Origin of the sequence: Kocuria carniphila (assembly GCF_004136555.1) — a bacterium.
In the GTDB taxonomy this organism is placed as follows: domain Bacteria; phylum Actinomycetota; class Actinomycetes; order Actinomycetales; family Micrococcaceae; genus Kocuria; species Kocuria carniphila.
This window is the reverse complement of record NZ_NOIT01000021.1, coordinates 1-25,210: the sequence shown is the minus strand read 5'-3', so window position 1 is coordinate 25,210 and position 25,210 is coordinate 1. Positions and strand designations below refer to the sequence as shown.

Sequence of the window (25,210 nt, the reverse complement as noted above, 5' to 3'; positions counted from 1 at the left end):
ATTAACCATGACCGACATCCATGCCTTTGTCTGCACTGTTCGCGTTTGTGAAGGCAAATTCGTCAAGTGTTACCCAACTAGGAGCGATGCCTCAATACGTTTGCATGAGGCCGCCGGGACCGCGGACGTGACTGCTAGCATGAAGTGGACCTTATGTGATCCAAGTCACTTAGAAGCACATGCGTAGCTCATCAGGAGGATGATCCGTCATGGCCGACAATCGAGCCGTTGCTTACGAAGGTCCAGGCAAGGTTCAAGTCATCGACACTCCTTATCCGGAGTTCGAACTCAAGGATGGTCCGGGTGTGAATCCGGCCAACGTGGGGCGCAAAGTCCCCCACGGAGTCATTCTGAAAACCATCGCCACCAACATTTGTGGTTCCGATCAGCACATGGTGCGCGGTCGAACCACGGCGCCTCAGGATTTGGTCCTGGGCCACGAAATCACCGGTGAAGTCATTGAAGTGGGGCCGGACGTCGAATTCATCAAAGTCGGCGACATCTGCTCCGTCCCGTTCAACATTTCCTGCGGTCGGTGCCGCAACTGTAAGGAACGCAAAACCGGCATCTGCCTCAATGTGAATCCGGATCGCCCCGGTTCCGCCTACGGGTATGTCGACATGGGTGGCTGGGTAGGTGGTCAAGCGCAGTTCGTGCTGGTGCCCTATGCGGACTGGAATCTGTTGAAGTTCCCGGACCCGGAGCAAGCCCTTGAGAAAATCCTGGACCTGACCATGCTCTCGGACATTCTGCCCACCGGGTTTCACGGTGCCGTGACCTCCGGAGTGACGGTTGGTTCCACGGTCTACATCGCCGGCGCGGGACCCGTGGGACTGGCCGCGGCGGCGTCGGCGTTGCTGCTCGGTGCGGCCGTGGTCATCGTGGCTGACATGAACGATGACCGCCTGGCGCAGGCGCGCAGCTTCGGGTGCGAAACGATCAATCTCACGGAAGGCGACCCGCAGGATCAGATCGAGCAGATCCTGGGCGTGCCCGAGGTGGACTGTGCCATTGACGCTGTCGGTTTCGAGGCGAAGGGCCACGGCAAGGATGCTGAAGAGGCGCCCGCAACCGTGCTCAACTCCCTCATGGAGATCACCCGGGCCGGTGGTGAACTCGGTATCCCGGGGCTCTACGTCACCGGCGATCCGGGCGGTATCGACGAAGCCGCGCAGAAGGGCTCCCTGTCACTGTCGTTGGGCACCGGGTGGGCGAAGTCCCTGGCCTTCACCACTGGTCAGTGTCCGGTCATGAAGTACAACCGTCAGCTGATGATGGCCATCCTGTACGACCGCATCCACATCGCCAAGGCGGTCAACGCCAAGGCGATTCCGCTAGAGGACGCGCCCAAGGGCTACGCCGAGTTCGACCACGGCGCGGCCACCAAGTTCGTTCTGGATCCCAACGGATACCTGGGGGCGTCTGCGGCATAGGGAGCCGCCAGAACCTCGCGGTCGCACGCTGATCGACGTTACGACCCTTGCGTGCGCCACCTCGCAATCTGATCGACCTTGGGACCCGGATTTCCGGGTTTCAAGGCGTTAACGTCAATCAGTTTGCGGGCAGTGTTGGCAGGTGGTCGTAATGTCGACCAGGCTGCGCCCCGGGCCCGGCCTCAGATCCGCAGGTGCACCAGGCTCGGCCCGGAGATGCTCAGCGCCTGTTCCACGGTGGAGGCCAGGCTGTCCATGGTCGCGGACAACCCGGTCGCGCCGAAGGATTCCGCGAGCTGCACCCAGTCCGGCTGCTTGAGGTCCACGGCCAGCGGGTCGATGTCACGGTCGACCATGCCCTGTCGGATTTCGCCGTACCCGCCGTTGTCCACGCAGATGATCGGCAGATCCAGCTCGAGTTCCACCGCGGTCATCAGCTCCTGGATGCTGAACATCAGGGCGCCGTCGCCCAGTAGACACACCACCGGGCGGTCCGGTGCGGCTAACTTGGCGCCGATCGCGGCGGGCAGGCCGTAACCCAGCGTCGCGTACGTGCCCATGTACAGCAGCGAGTGCGGGGTGGGTGCGCGGAAGAACGTGGTGGATCCCATGTACGTCACCTGGGACGAGTCGCCGGCCATGATCGTGTTGTCCGGGACCACGTCCATGATGGTTTCGTTGAGCGCGGCCAGGTCGGGCGCCCACTGGCGCCCCTCGTTGTCCATGGCGTCGAAGACTTCGCGTAGGTCCGGTGCCTCTCGATCGCCGACGTCGCTCCCATCGTCCGCACGCAAGGCCTCCAGTAGCTGCGCCACCACGGCGGCCGAGTTGCCCGGTACCTCGATGTCCGGCGTGAGGTTGCACAGCATTTGGTCGCGCATGATGTCCACGCGGATGATCGGCCCCTGGGGTGTGATGTCGCCGCCCCACAGCTCGGCCTCGCCCACCTTGGAGCCGATGACCAAGAGCGCGTCGGCGGTGCGCAGGAATGAATGTGCCGTGGTCAACCTCAGATCCGCGCCCAGGGACAACCGGTGCTTCTCCGGAATCGCGCCCTTGCCGTTGGTTGTGGTGATGACGGGAGCTTCGAGTAGCTCGGCCAGTTCCAACAACTGAGAACCCGCGGCCAACGAGCCACCACCGGCCAGGACGACCGGACGAGAAGCTGCGGCGAGAGCAGCAGCCGCCGCGGCGACGTCGGACGCCGGTGCAGGCTGGGGCGCTCCCAGGGGACGCGGGGCCGTCGCGGACGCAGGCACGTCCGCCGGGCCCTCGAGGATGTCCAGCGGAATCTCGATGTGGATGGGCCGGGGGCGGGAATGGGCGAAGTCGCGCATGGCGTCGTGAATCATGGTCACGGCCTCGGTCCCGGACGTCACACGGCGGGACTGACCCACGATCGCGTTGACCGCGGCGGACGGGTTCTTGGTCTCGTGCAGCGAACCGATGTCCCGGAAGTCCTGACCCACCGGGCGGCCCGGTGACAGCAGGATCATGGGGCGCGATTCGGCGTACGCGGTGGCCGCGCCGGACAGCGAGTTCAGCAGCCCCGGCCCGGAGGTCGTGATGACCACGCCGGGCAACCCGCGCACCTGCGACCAGCCGTCCGCGCCGTAAGATGCGCCCTGCTCGTGCCGCGTGGTGATCGCTCGGATTCCCAGCTCGCGCAGCGGCCGGTAGAACTCAAGAGAATGGGTGCCGGGAATGCCGAACACGGTGTCGATCCCGTAGCCGCGCAGGGTCTCGAGGACCGCTCGGGCCACGGTGCGTTGGGGGTACGACGTCGCCTGGTTGCCTGGGTTTTCGCTCAAGACTTGGCCTCCTTGATCCGTTCCGACCACTCCGTGGAAATCTCGGCCGAGGTGCGCTTGGTCAGCAGCGACACCACCACGTACACGAGCGCGGAGGACAACAGGCCCAGGTAGATGGGGGCGTTGGCGAGCACGCCGAAGACCGCCATCGACACCAGGGTGACCAGAGAGCCCACGGCCATGGAGAGCGCGGCACCGATGGCGGTGCCGCGCTTCCAGATCAGACCGCCCAGGATGGCGACCAACAGGCCACCGACCAGCACGTTGTACGCAATGGTCAGGGCCACCACGGTGGATGGGACGAGCATGGAGATGAACGTGACCAGCAGTCCCACGACCACCACGTAGACGCGGTCCTTGAAGACGGAGGCGTCCTCGGAGCGGGCGCGAGCGACGTCGTCATGAGAAGCTCCGAACAGGCCCTTGAGGGTGGGGATCACGTCAACGCGAGCCACTGTGGAGGCCGCGATCATTGCGCCGGAGGCCGTGGACATCATGGCCGCCACGCCGGCAGCGAGCACCACACCGCCCAGGCCGGCGGGGACGTGCATCTGTGCCATGGCGGCGAACGCCTCTTCCGGAACGGACAGGTTGGGCAGTACGGCCGCCGCGGCGGTGCCGATCAGCGCACCCGCCACGCCGTACAGCGCAACGTAGGCGGCCGCGCCCAGGCCGGCCCAGCGCGCGACCTGCGGGGAGCGGGCGGTGAACACGCGCTGCCAGATGTCCTGGCCGATCAGCATGCCAAATCCGTAGACCACGAATTGCGTGATGATCGCCTGGAAGCCCATGGAACCCCAGTCGAAGTAGGTGGCGTCCAGGCGTTCGGTCAGCCCGTTGATGCCGCCGGCGGCGGAGAGTGAGAACGGCAGCAGGATCAGGAACATGCCGATGGTCATGAACACGAACTGCATCAGGTCGGTCAGGGTGATCGACCACATGCCGCCCAGCACGGAGTAGGCGATCACCACGGCACCGCCCAGCAGGATGGCCCAGGGGCGGGAAATGGGGAAGAGCACCGAGAAGATTGAGGCGTACGCGGCCGTGGACGTCACGGAAATCATGAGCGTGTACGCGAGCATCACGAATGACGAGGCGCTCGCACCGCCGCGGTCGCCGTAGCGCAACTGCAGCATCTGCGAGACCGTGAAGACCTTGAGCGACTGGATGCGTCCCGCGAAGAAGAGACTCAGCGCCGCCAAGCCTGTGGCGATCGCGACCACGAGCCACATGCCCGAAATGCCGTACTGGTAGCCCAGACCCACGCCGCCCACGGTGGACGCGCCACCCAGAACGACCGCCGCCATGGTGGAGGTGTACAGACCGGGGCCGAGTCGACGGCCGGCCACGCGATAGTCCGTGGCCGTCTTGGCTCGGCGTGCCGCCCACAGGCCGATGACCACCATGGCCACCAGGTACAGCACGATGACAAGCACATTCATGAAGGGGTTCTCCTCGAGAGATGGCGGGGGCAGCTGTTGCGTGAGGGGTTGATCTCGCGAAACGGGTACAGGGCATAGGGTTTATGCACTAGGTCACAAAAAATATCACTGCCGGGTCTCCGAGCCGACCACATCCTGGTTGCCCCCGGAGCGTGTGGTGTCCCGAGCGATCCTCGGGAAGAAGGGAGAATCCGTGGAACCGGAACGCATCGTGGAAACCACGGCTGACGGGCAAAAACGCGTGGGGCCGGTCAATGCGGCGCTCACTCCGCGGTGGGTGGGGCCTGCCACGTTCGCCCGACTACCGCGCACGGACCAGGTCGATCACACGGACATTGCCGTGGTGGGAATCCCGTTCGATTCCGGAGTGTCGTACCGTTCCGGCGCGCGCTTTGGGCCGAATCACGTGCGCGAATCCTCGCGGCTGCTGCGCCCCTACAATCCGGCTCAGAACCACTCGCCGTTCGCGCGCCTGCAGGTCGCGGATGCCGGCGACCTGGTCGGCAACCCGTTCGACATCAAGGACGCCATTTCGGCCATTGAAACCGGCGCGCTCGAGTTGATGGGTTCGGACACCAAGATCGTGGCCATCGGCGGCGATCACACCATTGCGCTACCCCTGATGCGTGCCGCGCATTCGCGGCACGGCAAGATCGCGCTGTTGCACTTCGACGCGCACCTGGACACGTGGGACACCTACTTCGGTGCAGAGTTCACGCACGGCACGCCGTTCCGCCGCGCGTTCGAAGAGGGCATTATCGACACGGACGCCGTCATGCACGTGGGAACCCGCGGTCCCCTTTACGGCACCAAGGACTTGGAGGATGATTCGTCCTTCGGTTTCGAGATCGTCTCCTCCGCGGACGTCATGCGCTCCGGTGTGGACGCCGTGGTCCAGGCCCTGCGCGAGCGCGTGGGCGACCGCCCGCTCTACGTGTCCTTGGACATCGACGTCCTGGATCCCGCCCACGCACCTGGCACCGGTACTCCCGAGGCGGGTGGCATGACCAGCCGCGAGGTCCTCGAGATCCTGCGTGGCTTGCGCGGTCTGGACGTGGTCGCGTGCGACGTCGTGGAGGTCGCCCCCGCGTACGATCACGCCGAGATCACCGGCATCGCCGCTGCTCACGTGGTCTACGAGTTGATCACGCTCATCAGCCTGGGTCCCGACGCCGCTCCGGACGGCCCCGCGTACGGCATCTCCGGCGCACGCTACGGCGAGGGGGAGTGACCATGGAATTCGCATCACGCGCGGCGGAGTTCCGGCCTTCGCCGGTGCGCGCCGTCTTTGAAACCGCTATGGACCCGTCCGTGGTCTCACTGGCAGGCGGCAATCCCGATCTGTCCGTGTTGCCGGGCGGGGACATCGGCGCGCTGGCTTCCTCCCTGTTGGCCGAACGGGCCGGGGAAATTCTGCAGTACGGTTCCGGCGCGGGGACGACGCCGCTGCGAGACCTGGTCGTGCACCTCATGTCCCGGGGTGGTTCGGACATCACCGCCGCTGACGTGCTTCCGACCACGGGATCGCAGGCCGGGCTGGATCTGGTGACCAAGCTGTTCTGCAATCCCGGTGACGTGATCCTCGCGGAAGGTCCCACCTATGTGGGCGCGCTGGGAGTCTTCGGCGCGTACGAGGTGGACGTCCGGCATGTGGAGCTCGACGACCACGGACTGGATCCCGAGCACGTGGCCACCGCGTTGGACGAGCTGGCTGCGGAGGGCAAACGGGTTCCGTTCGTGTACGTGATCCCGAGCTTCCAGAACCCGACCGGCGTGACCATGCCGACCGAGCGACGTCGTGAATTGGTGCGTGTCTGCGCCGAACGCGACGTGATGATCGTGGAGGACGATCCCTACGCCCTGTTGTCCTTCGACCGCTCCGGACCGCTGCCATCGATGCACGGCATGGACCCGGAACACGTAATTCACCTGGGCAGCTTCTCGAAGATCTTTGCCCCGGGGCTGCGCGTGGGATGGCTCGTGGCACCCCCGGAAGTCAGGGGGCGGCTGCAGATCGCCGCCGAATCCGTGGTGATCCACCCGTCCAATCTGGCGCAGTCGCTGGTCACCGCGTGGGTCGGGTCGGAGCAGTGGGAACCAGCACTGGGCCGGGCCGTGGAGTTCTACCGGGAGAGGTGGGAGGCCATGAAAACAGCGCTGGAGGAGTTCATGCCCGAGCGTGCCGACTGGACCGAGCCGACCGGTGGCTTCTTCACGTGGGTCAAGGTGCCCGGGTTGGCGGAGAAGGACGATCTGCTGCGGGACGCGATCGAGCAGGGAGTCGTTCTGGTGCCGGGTTCCGCGTGCTACTCGGACGGACGTCCCTCCGACGCCGTGCGGCTCGCGTTCTCCGGTGTCTCGCCCGTGCGCATCCGGGAAGGTGTGAAGCGGCTGGCGCAGATTTTGTAAGTCAGACCGCCACCTCCACCGCGATTCACCGGACCCTTGAGTCTGGTGTGAGGGAACTGCAGGCAGTAAGGCTTAGGGGAGGGAAATGCTGGAATCTTCGTCGATTTCAACACTTCCCTCCCACGAGATTTCCTGCTTGCACTTTCCTCACTCAGCGCTTCTTGGATCGCATGGCCGCTTTAACCGTGACCGGTTCACCCGCGGTGGCGGCGCTGTCCGGCGAGACGGTGATGAAGGTGTCGAAATAGCATCTGCTGTGCGAGGTCATGGCCACAATCTAGACCGCACGAGCCCCCTTGGGAACTTGCTACTTTCCGCAGAATAAGTTAGCTTAACTAACTATGGATAAGACTCCCGATGTTGAGAGCCAGTCCCTGGGCCGTGCGCCCCTCGAAAGTGCCGAGAAACTACGAACGGCGCTTCGTCACGGAGTGTTCTTCCTCCGGCGGATGGACAACACGCGGGAACTCACCAGTCAGCAGATCAGCCTCATGTCCATGTTGACAGACGGCGGGGTCCGCATGACGACTATTGCAGCGAACCTCGGAGTCCGTACCCCTACCGCAACGCAGAGCGTCGACCGCTTGATGAAGTCCGGCCTGGTGGAGCGTCAGCCAGACCCTGCCGATGCTCGCGCTGTTCTCGTGAAGCTCACGCGCCGCGGCCACAACGTGATCGCGGCAGAAGATCGCCACCGCAACGAGGTGGTTGCCAAGGTTCTTGCGCGGCTGGATGACAAAGAACTGGCCGCGCTCGACGCCGCCATGCCCGTTCTCGAGAAACTCGCCAGCCCGCGCGGCGGTATGACGGGGGAGCACCAGCCCCGCCCGGGAGTTCGCCGGGACTGATCTGGATTCAACGCATGATCTGCGCCGAAGACAAAACGAGCCGGACCCGCCTCAATGGCGGGTCCGGCTCGCTTTCTGCGTACTGAGAATCAGATGGTCTCGGTAACGTCCTCGGCGTCGAAGCGCGGGTTGCGTGCGTACTCGGGCTCAACCGGGGTGCCCAGGTTGACGACCACGATGGAGTGCTTGCCGGTGCCCTCGAAGAACTCCTCATCCACGCCGGCCGGGTTGAAGCCGGTCATGGGGCCGGCGGCCAGGCCTGCGATGCGGGCGGCAATGATGAAATAGCCCACCTGGATGTGGGAGTTGGCCTTGCCGCTGGTGATGCGCATGTCGTCGTTCTCGTCGTACATGCTCTTCATCTGCGGGGCGGCCGGCAGGAACTCGGGGAAGTGCTCGTGCCAGTTCTCGTCGTAGGACAGGATGGCGGTCAACGGAGCGTTGCGGGTCTTCTCTTGGTTGCCGCGGCTCATGTGCTTGACCAGGCGCTCGCGGGCCTCGGGGGACTCGACCCAGGTGATGCGCATGGGCTGGGAGTTGAACGCGGTGGGGCCCATCTTGGTGAGCTCGTAGATGGTGCGCTTCTGCTCATCGGTCACGGGGGCGTCCGTGAAGTGGCTCGCGGTGCGGGCATCGCAGAACAAGCGATCCACGGCGTCCTGGTCGATGGCCACGGTCAGATCAGCGGTTGCGGTCTCAGTCATCTAGCGTCCTCTCGTCGTTCTCTCGGTTCGGGTGCCCACGCCGACGACGCGCACACCTCCCGGGAAATTGTTTCGTCGGAAAGCATAACGGCGGAAACGTCCGACGTAGTCCCGATGTAAGGAAAGTAACTCCTGCACTCGCCCGCGCAGTAATTTGTGACTATGCATGCCGCAACTGGTTTCCGCCGGTCAGGGGCAGGGTCTAGTTTTGTCGAGTGACTTCCGTCTTCATCCCCGGCATGCTGACCGGGCTGGCCCTCATCGTGGCGATCGGTGCCCAGAACGCGTTCGTTCTGCGGCAAGGCATTCGTCGTCAGCACGTGTGGGCCGTGGTGCTCATCTGCATCGCCTCGGACGTGTTTCTGATTTCCGTGGGAACTGCCGGGATCGGGTTCCTGATTGAACGCGTGCCGTGGTTGCTGGAGATCTTCCGCTGGGGTGGCGTGATTTATCTGGTGGGCTTCGCGATTCAATCGTTCCGCTCGGCCATGAAGCCCCAGGGCCTACAGGCAGCCGAGGAAGGCGGTGGGTCTCTCAGGACAGTGGTCCTGACGACCTTGGGGCTGACCTGGTTGAACCCCCATGTGTACCTGGACACCGTGATCATGCTGGGCAACCTGGCCAATCAACAGGGCGATCAACGATGGGTCTTCGCAGCAGGAGCCATCATGGGGTCCGTCATCTGGTTCATCGCACTGGGTGCGGGCGCCAAAGCGCTCTCGCGGGTCTTGAATACCCCTCTGACCTGGCGCATCGTGGACATCATGGTGGGCGTGGTCATGCTGGCCATTGCCTCAAAGTTGGCGCTGAGCCCGGCGGTTTAATCATCGGGACTGGGCCACGGGGTCAAACTTTCCCCTTCTGCGGTTGTCGAGGCGTAGTAGTCAGTCATCCCGATTCCGCCGCACGGCGGCACGGGCAGCCTCACGGTTCACGGCACTGATGGCTGACAGGGGAATGCCCGCGGGGCAGACCTCTGCGCATTCGCCGTAGACCGAGCACGGGCCGAACTCTTCCTCGGCGGACTCCACCACGCCGCGGGCACGTCGTCCGCGCTCCGGCTTGCCCTGGGGAAGCGTGGCCAGGTGAGTGAGCAACGAGCCGGTGAACAAGTGCGACGACCCGTTCGGGCAGGCTGCAATGCACGCGCCGCAGCCGATGCACGCCGAGAAATCCAGGGCTCGCTCCGCCATGTCGAACGGGATCTGGCGGGTGTCCGCATCCGGGGCCGTGCCGGCGTCCACGGATACGAATCCGCCCGAAGCCACCACACGGTCCATCGCGGAACGGTCCACCACCAGATCGCGCACCACCGGGAACGCAGAGGACCTGAACGGTTCCATCCGAATATGCGCACCGTCCGAGAAGGACCTCAGGTGCTGACGGCACATGGGCGTGTGCGGCTCCGGACCGTGCGGAATCCCGTCCACCGTGATGCCACACGTGCCGCAAATTCCCTCGCGACAGTCCGTGTCGAAGGCAATGGGGTCTTCACCCTCCTCGACCAGTTGCGAATTGAGTCGATCCAGCAGCTCCGGCAGGGACATCTCCGCCGCGGCGTCGTCCACCGTGTACGAGACGAATCTGCCGTCGGTTTCGTCGGAGGCTTGCCGCCACACATCAATGGTCAGTTTCACAGTCGGTCTCCTCGCATGCTGCTGGACAACGCGAATCGGAAGCGTTCATGGGCGGACATCACTTGTAGTTCCTGGTCTGCAGCGGAACTGTCTCGAACGACAGTGGTTCCGCGTGCCGTATGGGCGTGCCCGGGTGCTCGGGCGTGCCGGGCACGTGCTCCCACGCGGATACGAACGCCCAGTTCTCGTCATCGCGCTGCGCTTCGCCGCCTTCGGTCTGGTGATCCTCACGGAAGTGCGCGCCGCAGGACTCGTCGCGGTCCAAGGCATCCAGGCACATGAGTTCGGCCATTTCCAGATAGTCGGCCACGCGACCCGCGCGCTCGAGTTCCTGGTTCAGCTGCCGCCCCGTTCCCGGAACTCGCAAGTCATTCCAAAATTCCGAACGCAAGGAGCGGATCTCGTTGAGGGCAGTTTCCAATCCGGACACCGTCCGGGACACTCCACAACCCGTGTACAAAATGTCGCCGAGTCGCCGGTGGAAGTCGTCTGCACCGCGGGTTCCACCGATGGACAGCAGCTGCTCCGTGCGGGCCTTGACGTCGTCGACCGTGGCGCGCACGGCGTCGTCGTCAAGCGACAGGGGAGCGGTCCCGAGATGCGAAGCCAGGAAGTTGGGCACCGAGAACGGGAGGGTGAACCAGCCATCCACGCACGCCGAGAGCAGTGAGTTGGCGCCCAACCGGTTGGCGCCGTGATAGCCCCATCCGGCCTCGCCACCCACGAACAAGCCGGGTACTGAGGTCATCATGTCGTAGTCGCTCCACAGCCCACCCATCGCGAAGTGCGCGCCCGGAGCGATGCGCATGGGCTGGGTGTAGGGGTCCTCACCTGTTGCATCGAAATACATGGAGAACAGGTTTCCGTAGCGCTCCTTGATGGTCGGCTTGCCCAGCCGTTCCATGGCGTCTCGGAAATCCAAGTACACGCTGTTCTTAAGCGGGCCCACGCCGTGGCCCGCCTCGATCTGTTCGCGCGCCGCCCGAGAGGAGATGTCTCGCGGGGACAGGTTGCCGTACGCGGGGTACTTGCGCTCCAGGTAGTAGTCGCGCTCGTCCTCGGGAATCTCGTTGGGTGGGCGGTCGTCACCGGCCCGCGCCGGAACCCAGATGCGTCCGTCATTACGCAGCGACTCACTCATCAGCGTGGTTTTGGACTGCCAGTGCGAACTCACCGGCAACGCGGTCGGATGGAACTGGATGAAGGACGGGGACGCGAAATACGCTCCGCGCCTGTGCGCCCGCCAGGCCGCGGTCACGTTCGAATTGTGCGCGAGCGTCGAGCGGAAATACACGTTGCCGTAGCCGCCCGTGCACAGCACCACGGCGTGAGCGGTCTCCGCCTCGATCTCGCCGGTGTACAAGTTGCGGCACACCACGCCCTGCGCGCGACCGTCCTTGACGATCAGATCCAGCATCTCGCGATGCGTGCGCAGATCCACGCTGCCCGTGCCCACCTGACGTTGCAGCGCACGGGACGCCGCCACCTGCAGCTGCTGACCCGTCTGGCCACGCGTGTAATAGGTGCGCGAGACCTGCACGCCACCGAACGACCGGGTGCGCAATTGCCCGCCGTACTCTCGGGCGAACGGTGCGCCGATCGCGTCCATATGGTCGATGACGCGCACGGATTCCTCCCCGAGACGGAAACAATCGGCCTCGCGCCCGCGGAAATCCCCGCCCTTCACGGTGTCCTTGACGAACCGCTCGAGTGAATCGTTGTCCACCTTCTTCGCGCGGGCCGCGTTGATACCGCCCTGGGCCGCCACCGAGTGGGCACGGCGGGCGGCGTCGTGGAAGGTATAGACGACGACGTCGTAGCCCAGCTCCCCGAGCGCGGCAGCACATCCCGCCCCGGCCAGTCCCGTACCCACCACGATCACGCGGAACTTACGCCGGTTGAGCGGGCTGACCAGTTTGTAATCGAGTTTCCGGCGAGCCCATGCGGTGGCCGGATCGCCGTCGGGAATGCGGCCGTCCAGGGGTTCGGAGGCGCGGTCGGTCAACGGGGAGCTCATGAAATCAGTCCTGTCAGAACAGCCACGGGAATGGTGATGTTGCCCAGAGCGACCACCAGGGCCACCAGAAGGGCCACCGCGGCCAGAATGTTGCGGGCCTTGGAACCCACGCCGATGCCCAGGTCGTACACCGAACTCACCAGGCCGTGGAGCAGGTGCAGGGCCAGGGCCAGCATGGCCACGATGTAGATCAGAGAGGCCGGCCAGCGGCTGAACGAGTCCACCAGGTTCGAATACGCGTAGGACGATTCGTGCGTGGCGGCTTGGAAGCCGTCCGGGGCCGCGGGGGAGGTGCCCGTGGTCAGATCCAGGATGTGGAAGATCACGAACAGCAACAGCACCACACCGGTGACCAGCATCGATCGGCCGGCGAACACGGAAAGGCCCAGGCCGCGGCGTCGGCGAATGCTGGGCGCGCGGGCACCGCCGCGGGCGCGCCGAGCACGGGATTTCAGAATGAGGGCGCACACGATGTGGGCGATCACGCTGACCAGCAGCACCACGCGCAGGATCCAGAGCAGACCCTCGTAGGGGAGCACGGGGTAGAACGCGTTACGCAGCCAGTGCGCGTACGAATTGAAGGCCTCGGGGCCCTGATAGACCTTGAGGTTGCCGATCATGTGGACCAGGACATAGGCCGAGAAAATCAGACCGGTGATGGCCATGATGTATTTGGCAGCCACGGATGAGAACCGGCTGCGGTGACCGGCGCGCGTGACGGGCGCGGATCCACTCGGACGGGCAGGGGCGGGTGCTGACATGGCGGCTCCAGCTTCGTAGACGGAAGCTGCGGACGCAGCTCCCGGCGACCTCTCACCCCAGCTTATCCGGGGTGTCCTCAGCATTGGGGGTATGACGCGCTGTATCCACAGGTGCTTTCGTGAGTGACAATGGGGGATGTGAGTGCCGAACGTATGGCGGCGGACGGCCCCGCGGGGGCCCCGACTGCGAACCAGTGCCCGGTGACAGGGCGGAGCGACAGCCAGGATATGGATCAGCGAAAAGCCACCGACGGTGAATGGAACACCGGCATCCCCATCGAGAGGGTGGGTGACGGTTGGCGCATCAGTTCGCTGAACCTTGCACGCCAGGTACTGCGGAACCAGAAGACTCTGCAGGCTGGTTTCCGCGCCGAACAGGTGCGTGCGGGACTGCGCAAGTCACGCCATCCCGTCCTGTTCTCGGACGGCCCGGAGCACCGCGAGCAGCGCTCCATGATCGCTCGCTTCTTCGCGCCCACCACCGTGGACACCACTTACCGCGAGCTCATGGACCGCTACGCCAAAGAGACCTTGGCTGAGCTGGACCGCACCGGGTCGCTCGACCTGGGCGAGGCGGCCATGGGGTACTCCGTTCGGGTGGCCGCGCACATCGTGGGCCTGGACGGCACCGATCCGGACGCCATGGGGCGGCGCCTCATGAAACTTTTCGGCAGCGACGCCGATCCCACCGAGACACCTCGCAACGCTGTGCACAAGGTGTGGTTCACGATCCGCTCGTCCCTGAACAGCCTCCCGGTGGCCACATTCACATGGCACGACGTTCGCCCGGCGGTCAAAGCTCGCAAGAAGGAGCGCCGAGCAGACGTGATCTCGCACCTGCTCGATCAGAATTACACCCTGACGGAAATTGCGACCGAGTGCCTCACCTACGCCGCGGCGGGCATGGTCACCACGCGCGAGTTCATTGCCATGTCTGTGTGGCACTTGCTCGAGAACAAGCCGCTGCAGGAGCGGTTCATGGTGGCGGGTAAGGGTGAGCGATATGCGATCCTGCACGACATCCTGCGCTTGGAACCCGTGGTGGGCCTGCTCTACCGCCGCGCCACCGAGGACATCGAGGTCGAACACGACGGCCAGAGCTACACGATTCCCGCCGGTGACATGATCACGATGTCCGTCAAGGACACCAATGTGGACACCGAGGTCTTCAACCAGCCCCGCGAGGTCTGTCCCGAGCGCAAACTTCCGCGCGGGGCTCGTCCCGAAGGCGCAGCCTTTGGCGACGGTGCCCACCGCTGCCCGGGTCACTTCGTCGCCATCCAGGAGACCGACGTGTTCTTGCGCGAACTATTCAGCCGCGAGGTGGAGCAATTGGCCGCGCCCGAGCTGTTCACTGACGCGTTGATCGCCGGATACAGGGTGGAGGGGCTGCGCGTGGGGCTTTCCTCAGCTGGTCAGAGCGGTGTGCTGAAATAGGGGCATGAAGAAGTACTCCTCGTACACACAGAGCGGCACGGGCCGGCCCGTGGAGGAGTTCACCGCATCCAAGTCCCTGCAGGGGTTCCTGAACAACGCCATTGAGCGCGCGGAGCAGGTCAATCCTCGGTTCGCCGAGCTGTGGCGGGAGATCGCCCGCGTGGCCAACGGGGGCAAGGGTGTGCGGCCGCAACTGCTGCACATGGCCACCCATTCTTATCCGGCCCGTCCCGTGCACCCGGTCATCAACGCCGTGGGTGCAGGGTTCGAATTGCTCCACACCGCCCTGCTCATTCACGACGACGTGATAGACCAGGACGAGCTGCGCCGTCACCAACCCACGGTCAACGCGGCGGCCGAACGGCGCGCGGCGACCCGGATGGCGTTGGGTGCCCGAGCGACGTCGGCGGGGGGAACCGAACACGCGAAACAGTATGGGCGCAGCGTGGGAATCCTGGCCGGTGACCTCGCGCTCACGGGCGCGTACCGGCTGATCGCCACGTCGCATGCGCCGGAATCGCGACTGCTGCGGCTGCTTGCGATCCTGGACGAAGCGGTGTTCCGGTCTGCAGCCGGCGAGTTCCTGGACGTTGAGCACGCCTTGCCCGGTTTGACGGTGTCCAATCAGGAAATCCTACTGGCCACGCGTCTGAAGACCTCCGCGTACTCATTTGAAGCCCCATTGACCGCAGGTGCCGTGCTGGGTGGTGCTCCCGTGGCGGACGTCAACGTGCTCGGCGATGTCGGCCGGGCCATGGGTACGGCCTACCAGCTCGCGGACGATGTCCTGGGCGTTTTCGGCGACCCCGAACGGACCGGCAAGTCGGCTCAATCGGATCTGCGCGAGGGCAAACGGACCATGCTCATCTCCCTCGCCGAACACGGGCCGTACGGACCCAAACTGCGGGAGATTCTGGACCGGGCCGCGGTAGAAGGTCTGAGCGATGAGGACGCCCACGCAGCCAAGGACCTGCTGGAACGCTGCGGTGCCCGCGCCGGCGTGGAGCGCATGGCGGAGCAGGCTGCTCAACGGGCCAAGGACCTGCTGGAAGATTCGCAGCTGCCGACCACGCTCGTGGAGCAGCTGTCGGAGACCACGGACGGCATCGTGCGGCGGACCAAGTAGGTCCACCGCACGATGCACTGCCGCCGGAAGTAAGGCGCCGGCCGGTACCCGAGCCGCTACATCCGCAAGAACGCGCTGGTCGGGTCCTCCACGGCGTCGGCCACGAAGCGCAGGAACCCGCCCGCGGAACCGCCATCGCACACGCGGTGGTCGAAGGCGAGGGTCAGTGTGGTGACCTTGCGGACCGCGAGTTCACCGTTGACGACCCAGGGCTTGTCGATGATGCGTCCGATACCCAGGATGCCCACCTCGGGGTGGTTAATGATGGGCGTGGCGCCGTCCGTGCCGAACACGCCGTAGTTGTTGAGCGTGAACGTGCTGCCCGACAGCTCCGCTGGGCTCGCCTTGCCGGAACGGGCCACTTCGATGACCTCGCGCATGCGCTGGTTGAGCTCCACGGTGTTGAGCTGATCCGCGTTGCGCAGGTTGGGAACCAGCAGTCCGCGCTCGGATTCCACGGCCAGGCCCAGGTTCACACCGTCGAAGCGCACGATCGAGCGCGTGCCGTCCTCGTGGGTCTCGAGCCGCGAACACAGTTGCGGGAAGGCGCGCAGCCCGGCCAGCGTGAAACGAGCCAGCAGTGCGAGCAGACTCGGCGCGTTCTCCGGGTCCTTGGCCTTGTAGCTCGCGCGCAGATTCAGCAACTCGGTCGCGTCCACATCCACCCAGATGGTGGCCTCGGGAATCTCGGTGCGCGAGCGCGTCATCGCATCGGATATCGCCTTGCGCACGCCCTTGACGGGTTCGCGCTGCGCCACGGCCAGGCCGGTTCGCGAGTCCACATTCTGCCCGTGCGTGCCAGCGACATTCGCCGACGCCGCCGTTTCCGCCCCTGCCTCGCCTGTCCTCTTCCCGCCGCGGGCCGCGCTCGCATGGGGAGGAAGGGTCGAGTGGCCCGGGTCCGCGGCGGTGGCCGGCCACCCCTTGCTGGGCGTGGGCGGAACCGACGTGTGATGCGCCGCTGAGCCGGGAGCTGCCGGCGCGGCCGGAGCCGGGGGAGCGGGAGGTGGCGTCGCGAGACCGGTGGGCGCGGGGCCGGCCGCATCCGAGCGGCGTCGTTGATCGTCCACCTGATCCAGAGCGGCCCGGATATCCTGACGCATGATCAGTCCGCCCGGACCGGTTCCGATGAGCCCGGTGATGTCCACGCCATGCTCCTTGGCGAGCTTGCGCACCAGCGGCGAGATGACCGTGGGGGCCATGCGCGGTGCCGCGGTGAGCGCGTCGTGGGTGTGGGACGCGGCACCGGACTGGCCGGTCGCGGAACCGCCGGACGTGCGCGCGGACTTGCCGCGGCGGCGTCGGCGGGACGAACCACCCGAGGTGGTTCCGTAGCCGATCAGTACGTTGCCGGAGGACTCGTCGGAACTGTCGTCCGCTGACTCCTCGGCGGAGGGCTGCGTTCCCGCGCGCTCCTCCTCGCGGTAGCTCGCGCCCTGGGTGGGTGCGGGAGAGTCCTCGGATTCGGTGGCCGAAGCCTCCGTGGCGGGTGCCGGGGCGTCCTCAGAGGCCGGGGTTTCGGCGCCGTCGGAGACCGAGATCAGCGACTGGCCCACCGTGAGCGTCTCGCCCTCCGCGCCGTGCAACTTGTGGACCGTGCCCTCGAAGGGGCTGGGGATCTCGACCGCTGATTTGGCGGTTTCGACCTCCACGATCGGCTGGTCCATGGCCACGGTGTCACCCTCGGCGACCAGCCAGTGCAGGATGTCCGCCTCGGTGAGACCTTCGCCCAGGTCGGGCAGATGGAACACATTGATGCTCACGGGTCAGTCCTCCCACTGCAGTTCGTCCAGGGTGTCGAGGATCCGCTCGACACTGGGGATGTGATGGTGTTCGAAAGCCGGCGAGGGGTAGGGGATGTCGAATCCCGTGACCCGTAGGACCGGCGCGGCCAGCGAATGGAAGCAGCGCTGCTGGGTGCGCGCCACGATCTCCGAGGCCACGGACGCGAAGCCCTGTGCCTCGGCCACGACCACGGCGCGGCCGGTTTTGCGCACGGATGCGGCGACCGTTTCGTCGTCGTAGGGCACGATGGTGCCCAGGTCGATGACCTCCACGCTCATCCCGTCCTGCGCGGCTTCTTCCGCCGCGGACAAGCACACGGGAACGGACGGGCCGTAGCTGATCAGGGTCGCGTCCGTGCCTTCACGGGCGACGACGGCGTGTCCCTCGCGTTTCGGCGCGCTCCCGTTGGCGTACTGCTCGCGCAGTACGTCCAGGTCGATCTGGGCGGTGGACCAGTACAACCGCTTGGGCTCGAAGAACACCACGGGGTCCGGGGAGTCGATGGCCTCGCGCAACATCAGGTAGGCATCGGTGACGGAGGCCGGGGTGAAGACCTTCAGGCCCGGGGTGTGCGCGTAGTAGGACTCCGAGGAATCACAGTGGTGCTCCACACCTCCCACGCCGCCGCCGTAGGGAATGCGGATGACCATCTGCATTCCCAGCTTGCCGCGGGTGCGATTGTGCATCTTGGCCACGTGCGAGGCGATCTGCTCGAACGCGGGGTAGGCGAAAGCATCGAACTGCATCTCGACCACCGGGCGCATGCCGTTCATGGCCATGCCCACGGCGGTGCCGATGATCCCGGACTCCGCCAGGGGAGTGTCGAAGCAACGCTCGCGGCCGAACTTGGCGGTCAGGCCGTCGGTGATACGGAAAACGCCGCCGAGGGTTCCCACGTCCTCACCGAAGACCAGCACGCTCGGATCGGTTTCCAGGGCGTCCGCGAGAGCGGTGTTCAGCGCCTTGGCAAAGCTGACTTTCTGGACGCTCATCACGCCTCCTCTCGGGACAGTTCGTCGGCCAGCAGATCGGACTGCTCGCGCAACTGGGTGGTGGGTTCGCTGTAGACGTGGCGGAACAGATCCTGCGGGTCCAGTTCCGGTTTGGTCGCCATGGCTTCGCGCAAGCGCTTGGCCATGTCCTCGGCGTGCGTGGAGATCTGCTCCGACGCGGCGTCGTCCAGGGCGTCCTGATCCGTCAGGTAGCGCTGCATGCGCGTGATCGGATCCTTGGCGACCCATTCGGAGACCTCGTCGCGCTCGCGGTAGCGGGTGTCATCGTCCGCGTTGGTGTGCGCCTGCATGCGGTAGGTCATGGCCTCGACCAGCAGCGGGCCCTTGCCCTGGCGGCACAGGTCGACGCCGCGGCCCAGCACGGAGAGCAGCGCGGCCAGGTCGTTGCCGTCCACGCGCTCGCCGGCCATGCCGTAGCCGACCGCCTTGTGCGCGAGCGTGGGGGCGTGGGTCTGGGAGGACAGCGGCACGGAGATCGCATAACCGTTGTTCTGCACCAGGAACAGGACGGGCAATTGGAATACGGCGGCGAAGTTGAGGGCTTCGTGGAAGTCGCCCTCGGAGGTGGCGCCGTCGCCGCACATCGCCAGGGTGACGGTGTCCTCGCCGCGCAGCTTGGCCGCGTGTGCCACGCCCACTGCGTGCAGGAGCTGGGTGGTGAGTGGGGTGGCCTGGATGCTGACCTTGTACTCGCGCGGATCGAAGCCGCCGTGCCAGTCACCGCGGAACGTGCTCATGACCTCGAGCGGGTCCACGCCGCGGGACATCACGGCCACCGAGTCGCGGTAGGTGGGGAACAGCCAGTCGTTATCGCCCAAGCACATGGCCGCGGCGACCTGGCAGGCTTCCTGACCATGGCTCGAAGGGTAGACGGCCATACGGCCCTGCCGGACCAACGCCATGTTCTGGTCGTTGATGCGACGACCCACCACGAGTTTCTCGTAGGCCTTGAGCAACTGCTCGGTCGAGGGCAAGGGGTACTCGTGACCCGGTTCGGGGCCCTGCTCGCTGTCCGGGACGGGCTGTCCATCCGGGGACAACAGCTGGATCTCGCTGGTTGCCGGAAGCATGTAGGCCTCCGGGGTGATGCCGAAATTCTTGGACGCTTCCACCGCCGGGATCACGGGTGCGGTGTCCTCTGCGGGGGTTTCGTCGACTGCGCCGGGCGCGGTCTCCTGAGCCGCGGCGTTCTCCGGTGATTCCGGTGTCGTGGAGTTCGTCGTGGGGGTTTCGGCTGCGGGATCGCCGCCGGGTGAAGTGGGCTCGCTCATGGCCGACCCCTTCCATGGTTGGTTCAGACGTTTCGTGATCCAAGTATGAGAACTATTGGTCAGTTGTCTCCCCACTTCGGGGATGCACTGGACAAAAGTGCACTCCAGGGACTCATCGTGGACAATATGATCTGATGTGACGTACGTCATGACGGTTTGTCGGATGGGTCACAGCCGTCCGAGTGGTGAGGGCTGCGGGCGGAGTCCTACCGTCCGACGGCTGATGTGAGCGGACGATCGGTTCCGATGCTCAGTTGCCGCTGCAGCGGACGCTGGCTGGCGGGCGTCGTCGTCGTCGGCGAAATATGAATTGAAAGAGGAGCGAGATGGCGGAGAAGCGGCGGGCGGATCTGGACGATACGGATGGGCGGATCCTGGACGAATTGACCCGGGACGCGCGGCAATCGGTCACGGCGCTGGCGAGTCGGGTGCATATTTCGCGTGCGCACGCCTACGAGCGGATCAAGAAGCTCCATGATCAGGGCGTGATTCTGCGGTACACGGCGGTGATCGATCCGGTGCGGGCGGGCCTGGAAGCGTCCGCATACGTGACCGTGCGGCTGAAGCAAAACACGTGGCCATCCCTGTGTGCCAAGCTGCGCCAGATTTCTCAGGTGCAGCACGTGGCGCTGGTGGGTGGCACGTTCGATGTGATGCTTCTGGTGCGGGCGAGTGGCACCACGGAACTGCGTGACGTGATTTTCGAGATGATCCAACCCATGCCCGAGGTGGTGGACACCCAGACGTTCCTGATCTTTGAGGACGTGGATGCGCGGGGTTAGTTAGGTCGTTTGCGGCGAGTGCTGCTCGCTGATCGACGGTGAAGCCATGCCCGGCCCGGCTCTGCAAACTGATCGACGGTAAAGCCAGAAGTCACAAGTTCTAGGGACGCAACGTCGATGGATTTACAGGGCGCCAGAAATTTGGGTCGCTACGTCGATGAAAAGGCACGGCTTTCCTTGTCGTGGTCGTTACGTAGATCAGAATGCGGCGCACACAGCAGATCTCCAGGTGTGGGACCACGGAGAGCCGCTGATCAGTGCGATGCTCAGTAGGCGAACTACTGCGCGGCGACGTGTCCGCGCCAGGTCCATCAGAATGAGGGGTTCTCATGAGTGACACCACACGATTGGCGCTGGTCACCGGTGCCACGGGGTATATCGGCGGCAACGTCGCGCAGGAACTCCTTGACCGGGGTTGGCGGGTCAGACTGCTCAGCCGCAGCGCGGACAAGGTCCGCGACCTACCGTGGGGTGACCGCGTGGTAGCGGATGGCCAGGAAGCCGGCCCGGGTCAGGCAGAGGTTGTCGAAGGGGACGCCTCGGATGCCAAGGACATCGCTCGCGCCATGGAAAACGTGGACGCCGCTTGGTACTTGCTCCACTCGATGGGTGACTCGGAGGACTTCGTGGAGGAAGAGAAGTCCATGGCGGACACCTTCGCCACGGCCGCACACAACGCGGGCGTCAACAGGATCATCTACCTGGGCGGGCTGCACCCCGCAGACACTGCCACCGAAGACCTCTCGGATCACCTGCGTTCCCGCGTGGAAGTCGGCAAGGTGCTCATGGATTCCGGTGTTCCGACCGCGGCACTGCAAACCGGTGTGGTGATCGGGGATGGGTCCTCATCCTTCACCATGATCCGCCACCTGTCCGAGCGGCTTCCCGGTGCCATTGCCCCCAAGTGGGTGCGCAACCACATTCACCCGATCGCCGTGGCCGACGTGATGCACTATCTGGTGGGGGCCGCGGACCTGCCCGAGGACGTGAATCGCACCTTCGACGTGGGCGGCCCCGAACCTCTTGAGTACGCCGACATGCTCAAGGAGTACGCAAGCGCGTTGAACAAGATCCCGCGCTTCATGCTGACGGCACCGGTCACCACTCCGGAACTGGCCGCGTACTGGATCGGTCTGGTCACTCCCGTGAAGTCGAATTTGGTGCGCCCGCTCATCGGTAGTCTCCAGCACGACACCGTGGTGCGCGAGCGCGACCTGGACGATTATGTTGGCCCGCCGCCGGGTGGCCACACCTCGTTCCACGATGCCGTGCGCGCCGCGGTCAAGAACCTGGACACCTCCCGATGGAACAAGATTTTCTGGGCGACCACCGCGGGAGTGGCCGCGACCGCCGTCGTCGGATCGCTCGCAACCAAGCCGAACTCGACGTGGTACAAGACCCTGAAGAAGCCCGCGTTCCAGCCGCCCGCGTGGCTGTTCCCCGTCGCGTGGACGGCGCTCTATGCAGATATCGCGGCGATCGGCTCGCTGTCGATTGCCGACCTGGGAGAGCAGGGCCGCACCAAGGAACAACGGGCATACGTAGCAGCCCTCGCGACCAACCTGGTGCTCAACGCCGGGTGGAGCATTCTGTTCTTCGACCGCAAGCAGCTGGGCCCCGCAGCCGTAGAATCAATCGCGCTGGCCGCGAGCACGGCGGACCTGGTGCGCAGGTCGGGCAAGGTGTCCATGGAAAAAGGCGTGGTGCTCGCGCCGTACGCCGGGTGGACTGCCTTCGCCGCGGTGCTCACGGGAACCATCCGGGCATTGAACCCGCGCCGGGACTGACACTCGCACGCGCGCTCCGGCACAGCAGAGACCCGAGCATCAACCCTTTTGAAAGGCAGCACCGTGAGGGATTCCGAAGCACTGTCCACCGATGCACAGCCGGTACTGCCCGGAGGGGCTTCTCGAGTGGCCGTCATCATCACCGGAGTGCTGGCCGCCGCCGCCCTCGCGTGGTCCTTGCGCATCGAGGCGGGCGATCCGTGGTTCTACCCCGCCACTTTCATTCTGGCGGCGATCTATATCGTGGGCAGCCTCGTGGCGGTCCGGTTGGTGGGCAGCAAGTTTCGGTGGCACGCCTCCCGGCGCGGGATTCGCGACGCCGTGGTGGGCGGTGTGCTCCTGGCTCTCGTTTTCTTCGCGGGTGCCTTCTTAGTGCGGTTCATCCCCTTCCTCCGCGACCCCGTGGACGAACTCTTGGACTACGCCCGCGTGGGCAGCCTGGTGTTCGTGCTGATCACCACCGCGGTCAATGGCGTTGCGGAGGAGATGTTTTACAGAGGCGCCCTGTGGAGGGCCGTGAAGCCGGGATACCGAATGGTCGTGACCACGGTGCTGTACACCGCAGTCACCGCCCTGGCCGGGGTGCCGCTGCTGGCGTTCGCGGCCGCCGCCATGGGTGTGATGGTCGCCGTGCTGCGCGAGCGGACCCAGTCGCTGACGCCGCCGATCATCGCCCACCTGATCTGGTCGCTGACTATGCTTTTGGTGTTGCCGCAGGTTGTTTAACGAGCTATCGGCCACTTAGGCTCCGGAGCAGGTTCGCATATCTTTGACGAGCAACAGCCGAAAGCTGGCTTACAGTGAGATCTCGACCAAGTACCCCGTTTGCGCGATCAAAGCTCTCTGGGTTGTCCGCATCGAAGGCTCCCTGGCGTGAGTCCCCCGTTGCGTGGGATTCCGGGTCGTTTGTCATCTCATAAGGCTGCCAAATTTCTGCGTCCGCGGATAGACGGTCGAATAGTTACCTCGACGGAACATACTCAGGCCGCGGGTTCAATCCAATTCCAATGACCTCATCACCCCGATTCGCTCGATAAAGCTGTCGTCGTGGCTGACCACCAGCAGGGCACCCTCGAACGCGGTGAGTGCATCCACCAGCTGATCCACCGACCGCAGATCCAGGTTGTTAGTGGGCTCGTCCAGGATGAGCAGTTTGGGAGCGGGTTCCGAGGTCAGCACCCGCGCCAACGCAACGCGCAGCAGTTCACCGCCGGATAGTTCACTCATCTGCTTGTCAGACTGCGCGCCGCGGAACAGGAATCGCGCCAGGGTCTCGCGGCACGCATGCTCGGATGCCGCCGGGTTGGCCAGCTGCAGCTCTTGAACCAAAGTGAGCTCCGGACGTTCCACGGTTAATCGCTGCGGGATGTACCCCACGGGTGATAGCTGGTAGCGCACGGTCCACGGGGCGACACCCGCTAGATCCGCATCGCGTGGCCCCTCGGCGGAATCGGCGGAATCGGCCGTCCACGCGACCACTCGTTCAAGCAGCGTGGTTTTCCCGGAACCGTTCCGACCGGCCAGCCGCACCCGTTCCGGGCCGGCCATATCGAACCGTTCGGTGTCACCATCGGTAAGGGATCGCTCCAACTCCAGCACCTTGGTCCCATTGGCCACCGCGGTCTGGGGTAGCTGAACGCGGATGTGCCGATCCGCACGCAAGGCATCCCGAGCTTCAGCTGCCGCAGCAGCGGCCGTCTTCTCCCTGTCGGCAAGGATGCCGCGTAACTTACCCGCCTGAACCTGAGCCGACATCGCATCGTTGCCCATGGCCATGCCGGGCTTACGCTTTTGACGCTTGAACTTCTCGCCCCGGGTCGCCCGATGACTCAGCTTGGTCTCCTCTTCGATCCGCTCCCGCTTCTGCTTCTTGGCCTCAGCCTCCGTGCGAGACACTTCGCGCAGCGCCGCCTCCTGCTGGGTGGCCAGGTAGGTCTCGTATTCGCTGTACGTGCCACCGAATTCGGTGAGCTGCCCGTCCCGCAGTTCCACGATCTGATCCACGAGCTCCAGCAGTTCCCGGTCGTGGCTCACGATCAACAGCGACACCTTCCACCCCCGCACGGTCGCGAGCAGGTCCTCGCGCGCGGCGGTGTCCAAGTTGTTGGTGGGCTCGTCCAGCACGGTCAGTTGCGCTCGCCGCAGCACCGCCCCGGCCAACGCCGCCCGCACGATTTCGCCGCCGGACAGCTCCGCAACGCGCCGTTCCAGATCGGTCGGGAGCCCGCGCGTGGCCAGTTCCGCTCGCGCGCGTTCCTCGATATCCCAGTCATCGCCGACGACGTCGTACTCCGCCTCGTCCACACTGCCCGCCTCGATCGCGCGGAGACTTTTCAGGATGTGGTCAATACCCAGAAGCTGGGACATCGTGGATTCGGATTGGGCGGTGATGTCCTGCGGGACGTACGCGATGCTGGCTGCGCGGTGTAACGACCCAGTCGTCGGGGCGAGTTGTCCCGTGAGGACTCGCAGCAGCGTGGATTTACCGCTTCCGTTGTCTCCGATCAGTCCCGTAACCCCTCGGGGGATTGATCCGGAGAGATCGTTGAAGCACTCGGTGCCGTCAGCCCAGGTGACGGTGAGGTCGTTAAAGGTGATGAGTGTCTGTTGTGAATGGGGCATGTGGATCTCCTGAAAGAACACAAAGGATGATCCGCTGCCGCGCCATGAAGCGACCCAAAAGCTGCCGCCTACGAGAGGTGGCGGGAAAGGAGACGGGTCAGAGCGGCGTCGTCAATTAAAGAACGAAGGCGTGAAGAAGCGCGTGCAGCGGCGGGCTCAGAGAGAACCGGCAAGCTTCACAGCGCACACCTTTCGTGGACAACAAGACCCGAGCAGCTTAACCCCGGACCGCTCAGAAAGCTAGGGCTCGACGAGACTCAGCTAAAAGGTCCGGGAACGGGAGCGGGTGCCTCACGTAAGAATGTCCGCGTAGTTCCCTGGGGTG

20 protein-coding genes are annotated in these 25,210 nt (G+C 65.0%); 10 read left to right on the top strand and 10 right to left on the bottom strand.

The genetic code is table 11. The features are described 5' to 3' along the window. Positions 1 to 209: 209 nt before the first annotated feature. Positions 210 to 1,433 carry a formaldehyde dehydrogenase, glutathione-independent gene (gene fdhA / locus EWV37_RS14005; protein ID WP_129702315.1) on the top strand — a complete coding sequence of 408 codons (1,224 nt, stop codon included), beginning with the start codon at positions 210 to 212 and terminating at the stop codon, positions 1,431 to 1,433. A 182-nt stretch (positions 1,434 to 1,615) separates the two neighbouring features. Here fdhA and EWV37_RS14000 read toward each other — a convergent pair whose 3' ends face one another. Beyond that, positions 1,616 to 3,244 (bottom strand): thiamine pyrophosphate-binding protein, encoded by a 1,629-nt coding sequence (locus tag EWV37_RS14000; RefSeq protein WP_129702314.1) that lies wholly within the window; start codon positions 3,242 to 3,244, stop codon positions 1,616 to 1,618. Next, the gene (locus tag EWV37_RS13995) at positions 3,241 to 4,686 is read right to left on the bottom strand and encodes a sodium:solute symporter family protein (RefSeq protein ID WP_129702313.1); all 1,446 of its coding nucleotides are present in this window, start codon (positions 4,684 to 4,686) and stop codon (positions 3,241 to 3,243) included. The genes EWV37_RS14000 and EWV37_RS13995 overlap by 4 nt, the downstream gene beginning before the upstream one ends. A gap of 193 nt (positions 4,687 to 4,879) precedes the next feature. On the opposite strand from EWV37_RS13995, the gene speB reads away from it, so the two are divergent. The 3 genes from speB to EWV37_RS13980 all read left to right on the top strand — a co-directional run bounded on the left by speB (position 4,880) and on the right by EWV37_RS13980 (position 7,943). Beyond that, complete coding sequence (gene speB / locus EWV37_RS13990) at positions 4,880 to 5,917, top strand: agmatinase (RefSeq protein WP_095798558.1); 1,038 nt, start codon at positions 4,880 to 4,882, stop codon at positions 5,915 to 5,917. Positions 5,918 to 5,919: 2 nt separating this feature from the next. Beyond that, a complete protein-coding gene (locus tag EWV37_RS13985) occupies positions 5,920 to 7,095 on the top strand; it encodes an aminotransferase-like domain-containing protein (protein WP_095798504.1) in 1,176 nt (391 codons plus the stop codon). Positions 7,096 to 7,436: 341 nt separating this feature from the next. After that, on the top strand, positions 7,437 to 7,943 hold the full coding sequence (locus EWV37_RS13980) for a MarR family winged helix-turn-helix transcriptional regulator (protein ID WP_095798505.1): 507 nt from the start codon (positions 7,437 to 7,439) through the stop codon (positions 7,941 to 7,943). A gap of 89 nt (positions 7,944 to 8,032) precedes the next feature. On the opposite strand, the gene EWV37_RS13975 is transcribed toward EWV37_RS13980, so the two are convergent. Then, the gene (locus EWV37_RS13975) at positions 8,033 to 8,647 is read right to left on the bottom strand and encodes a malonic semialdehyde reductase (protein ID WP_129702312.1); all 615 of its coding nucleotides are present in this window, start codon (positions 8,645 to 8,647) and stop codon (positions 8,033 to 8,035) included. Between the two features lie 239 nt (positions 8,648 to 8,886). Here EWV37_RS13975 and EWV37_RS13970 point away from each other — a divergent pair, with 239 nt between their 5' ends. Beyond that, positions 8,887 to 9,471: a LysE/ArgO family amino acid transporter gene (locus EWV37_RS13970; RefSeq protein WP_129702334.1), complete on the top strand. Its 585-nt coding sequence runs from the start codon at positions 8,887 to 8,889 to the stop codon at positions 9,469 to 9,471. A 60-nt stretch (positions 9,472 to 9,531) separates the two neighbouring features. Here the strand turns inward: EWV37_RS13970 and EWV37_RS13965 are convergent, their stop codons facing one another. Genes EWV37_RS13965 through EWV37_RS13955 form a run of 3 tightly spaced genes read right to left on the bottom strand, consistent with a single transcriptional unit; the run spans position 9,532 to position 13,062 of the window. Beyond that, positions 9,532 to 10,284, bottom strand: coding sequence for a succinate dehydrogenase/fumarate reductase iron-sulfur subunit (locus EWV37_RS13965; RefSeq protein ID WP_095798507.1), 753 nt, complete (start codon positions 10,282 to 10,284; stop codon positions 9,532 to 9,534). Between the two features lie 58 nt (positions 10,285 to 10,342). Beyond that, the gene (locus EWV37_RS13960) at positions 10,343 to 12,301 is read right to left on the bottom strand and encodes a fumarate reductase/succinate dehydrogenase flavoprotein subunit (RefSeq protein ID WP_095798508.1); all 1,959 of its coding nucleotides are present in this window, start codon (positions 12,299 to 12,301) and stop codon (positions 10,343 to 10,345) included. Next, positions 12,298 to 13,062, bottom strand: coding sequence for a succinate dehydrogenase cytochrome b subunit (locus EWV37_RS13955; RefSeq protein ID WP_095798509.1), 765 nt, complete (start codon positions 13,060 to 13,062; stop codon positions 12,298 to 12,300). Before EWV37_RS13955 ends, EWV37_RS13960 begins: the two co-directional genes overlap by 4 nt. A 228-nt stretch (positions 13,063 to 13,290) precedes the next feature. On the opposite strand from EWV37_RS13955, the gene EWV37_RS13950 reads away from it, so the two are divergent. Together EWV37_RS13950 and EWV37_RS13945 are read left to right on the top strand one after the other, a co-directional pair. Continuing rightward, positions 13,291 to 14,499: a cytochrome P450 gene (locus EWV37_RS13950; protein ID WP_158222950.1), complete on the top strand. Its 1,209-nt coding sequence runs from the start codon at positions 13,291 to 13,293 to the stop codon at positions 14,497 to 14,499. A 4-nt stretch (positions 14,500 to 14,503) separates the two neighbouring features. Continuing rightward, entirely contained in the window at positions 14,504 to 15,625 is a 1,122-nt protein-coding gene (locus tag EWV37_RS13945) for a polyprenyl synthetase family protein (RefSeq protein WP_095798511.1), read from the top strand. A 56-nt stretch (positions 15,626 to 15,681) separates the two neighbouring features. Here the strand turns inward: EWV37_RS13945 and EWV37_RS13940 are convergent, their stop codons facing one another. The 3 genes from EWV37_RS13940 to pdhA are packed head-to-tail and all read right to left on the bottom strand — an operon-like array spanning position 15,682 to position 19,694. Then, a complete protein-coding gene (locus tag EWV37_RS13940) occupies positions 15,682 to 17,388 on the bottom strand; it encodes a dihydrolipoamide acetyltransferase family protein (protein WP_095798512.1) in 1,707 nt (568 codons plus the stop codon). Positions 17,389 to 17,391: 3 nt separating this feature from the next. Then, positions 17,392 to 18,402 carry an alpha-ketoacid dehydrogenase subunit beta gene (locus EWV37_RS13935; RefSeq protein WP_129702310.1) on the bottom strand — a complete coding sequence of 337 codons (1,011 nt, stop codon included), beginning with the start codon at positions 18,400 to 18,402 and terminating at the stop codon, positions 17,392 to 17,394. Next, positions 18,402 to 19,694: a pyruvate dehydrogenase (acetyl-transferring) E1 component subunit alpha gene (pdhA, locus tag EWV37_RS13930; RefSeq protein ID WP_095798514.1), complete on the bottom strand. Its 1,293-nt coding sequence runs from the start codon at positions 19,692 to 19,694 to the stop codon at positions 18,402 to 18,404. The genes EWV37_RS13935 and pdhA overlap by 1 nt, the downstream gene beginning before the upstream one ends. Positions 19,695 to 20,020: 326 nt before the next feature. Between pdhA and EWV37_RS13925 the strand changes: the two genes are divergently transcribed. The 3 genes from EWV37_RS13925 to EWV37_RS13915 all read left to right on the top strand — a co-directional run bounded on the left by EWV37_RS13925 (position 20,021) and on the right by EWV37_RS13915 (position 22,989). Continuing rightward, positions 20,021 to 20,476 (top strand): Lrp/AsnC family transcriptional regulator, encoded by a 456-nt coding sequence (locus EWV37_RS13925; protein ID WP_129702309.1) that lies wholly within the window; start codon positions 20,021 to 20,023, stop codon positions 20,474 to 20,476. Between the two features lie 329 nt (positions 20,477 to 20,805). Next, entirely contained in the window at positions 20,806 to 22,263 is a 1,458-nt protein-coding gene (locus EWV37_RS13920; RefSeq protein WP_129702308.1) for a tryptophan-rich sensory protein, read from the top strand. Between the two features lie 63 nt (positions 22,264 to 22,326). Next, on the top strand, positions 22,327 to 22,989 hold the full coding sequence (locus tag EWV37_RS13915; RefSeq protein WP_238663297.1) for a CPBP family intramembrane glutamic endopeptidase: 663 nt from the start codon (positions 22,327 to 22,329) through the stop codon (positions 22,987 to 22,989). Between the two features lie 267 nt (positions 22,990 to 23,256). On the opposite strand, the gene EWV37_RS13910 is transcribed toward EWV37_RS13915, so the two are convergent. Next, positions 23,257 to 24,885 carry an ABC-F family ATP-binding cassette domain-containing protein gene (locus tag EWV37_RS13910; RefSeq protein WP_129702306.1) on the bottom strand — a complete coding sequence of 543 codons (1,629 nt, stop codon included), beginning with the start codon at positions 24,883 to 24,885 and terminating at the stop codon, positions 23,257 to 23,259. Positions 24,886 to 25,210 lie beyond the last annotated feature (325 nt).

Bases quoted from the DNA above. Each gene is read 5' to 3' on its own strand.
- fdhA (WP_129702315.1), top strand. From the start codon at position 210: ATGGCCGACAATCGAGCCGTTGCTTACGAAGGTCCAGGCAAGGTTCAA.
- EWV37_RS13995 (WP_129702313.1), bottom strand. From the start codon at position 4,686: ATGAATGTGCTTGTCATCGTGCTGTACCTGGTGGCCATGGTGGTCATC.
- EWV37_RS13985 (WP_095798504.1), top strand. From the start codon at position 5,920: ATGGAATTCGCATCACGCGCGGCGGAGTTCCGGCCTTCGCCGGTGCGC.
- EWV37_RS13980 (WP_095798505.1), top strand. From the start codon at position 7,437: ATGGATAAGACTCCCGATGTTGAGAGCCAGTCCCTGGGCCGTGCGCCC.
- EWV37_RS13975 (WP_129702312.1), bottom strand. From the start codon at position 8,647: ATGACTGAGACCGCAACCGCTGATCTGACCGTGGCCATCGACCAGGAC.
- EWV37_RS13970 (WP_129702334.1), top strand. From the start codon at position 8,887: ATGCTGACCGGGCTGGCCCTCATCGTGGCGATCGGTGCCCAGAACGCG.
- EWV37_RS13960 (WP_095798508.1), bottom strand. From the start codon at position 12,301: ATGAGCTCCCCGTTGACCGACCGCGCCTCCGAACCCCTGGACGGCCGC.
- EWV37_RS13955 (WP_095798509.1), bottom strand. From the start codon at position 13,062: ATGTCAGCACCCGCCCCTGCCCGTCCGAGTGGATCCGCGCCCGTCACG.
- EWV37_RS13950 (WP_158222950.1), top strand. From the start codon at position 13,291: ATGGATCAGCGAAAAGCCACCGACGGTGAATGGAACACCGGCATCCCC.
- EWV37_RS13945 (WP_095798511.1), top strand. From the start codon at position 14,504: ATGAAGAAGTACTCCTCGTACACACAGAGCGGCACGGGCCGGCCCGTG.
- EWV37_RS13935 (WP_129702310.1), bottom strand. From the start codon at position 18,402: ATGAGCGTCCAGAAAGTCAGCTTTGCCAAGGCGCTGAACACCGCTCTC.
- pdhA (WP_095798514.1), bottom strand. From the start codon at position 19,694: ATGAGCGAGCCCACTTCACCCGGCGGCGATCCCGCAGCCGAAACCCCC.
- EWV37_RS13925 (WP_129702309.1), top strand. From the start codon at position 20,021: ATGGCGGAGAAGCGGCGGGCGGATCTGGACGATACGGATGGGCGGATC.
- EWV37_RS13920 (WP_129702308.1), top strand. From the start codon at position 20,806: ATGAGTGACACCACACGATTGGCGCTGGTCACCGGTGCCACGGGGTAT.
- EWV37_RS13910 (WP_129702306.1), bottom strand. From the start codon at position 24,885: ATGCCCCATTCACAACAGACACTCATCACCTTTAACGACCTCACCGTC.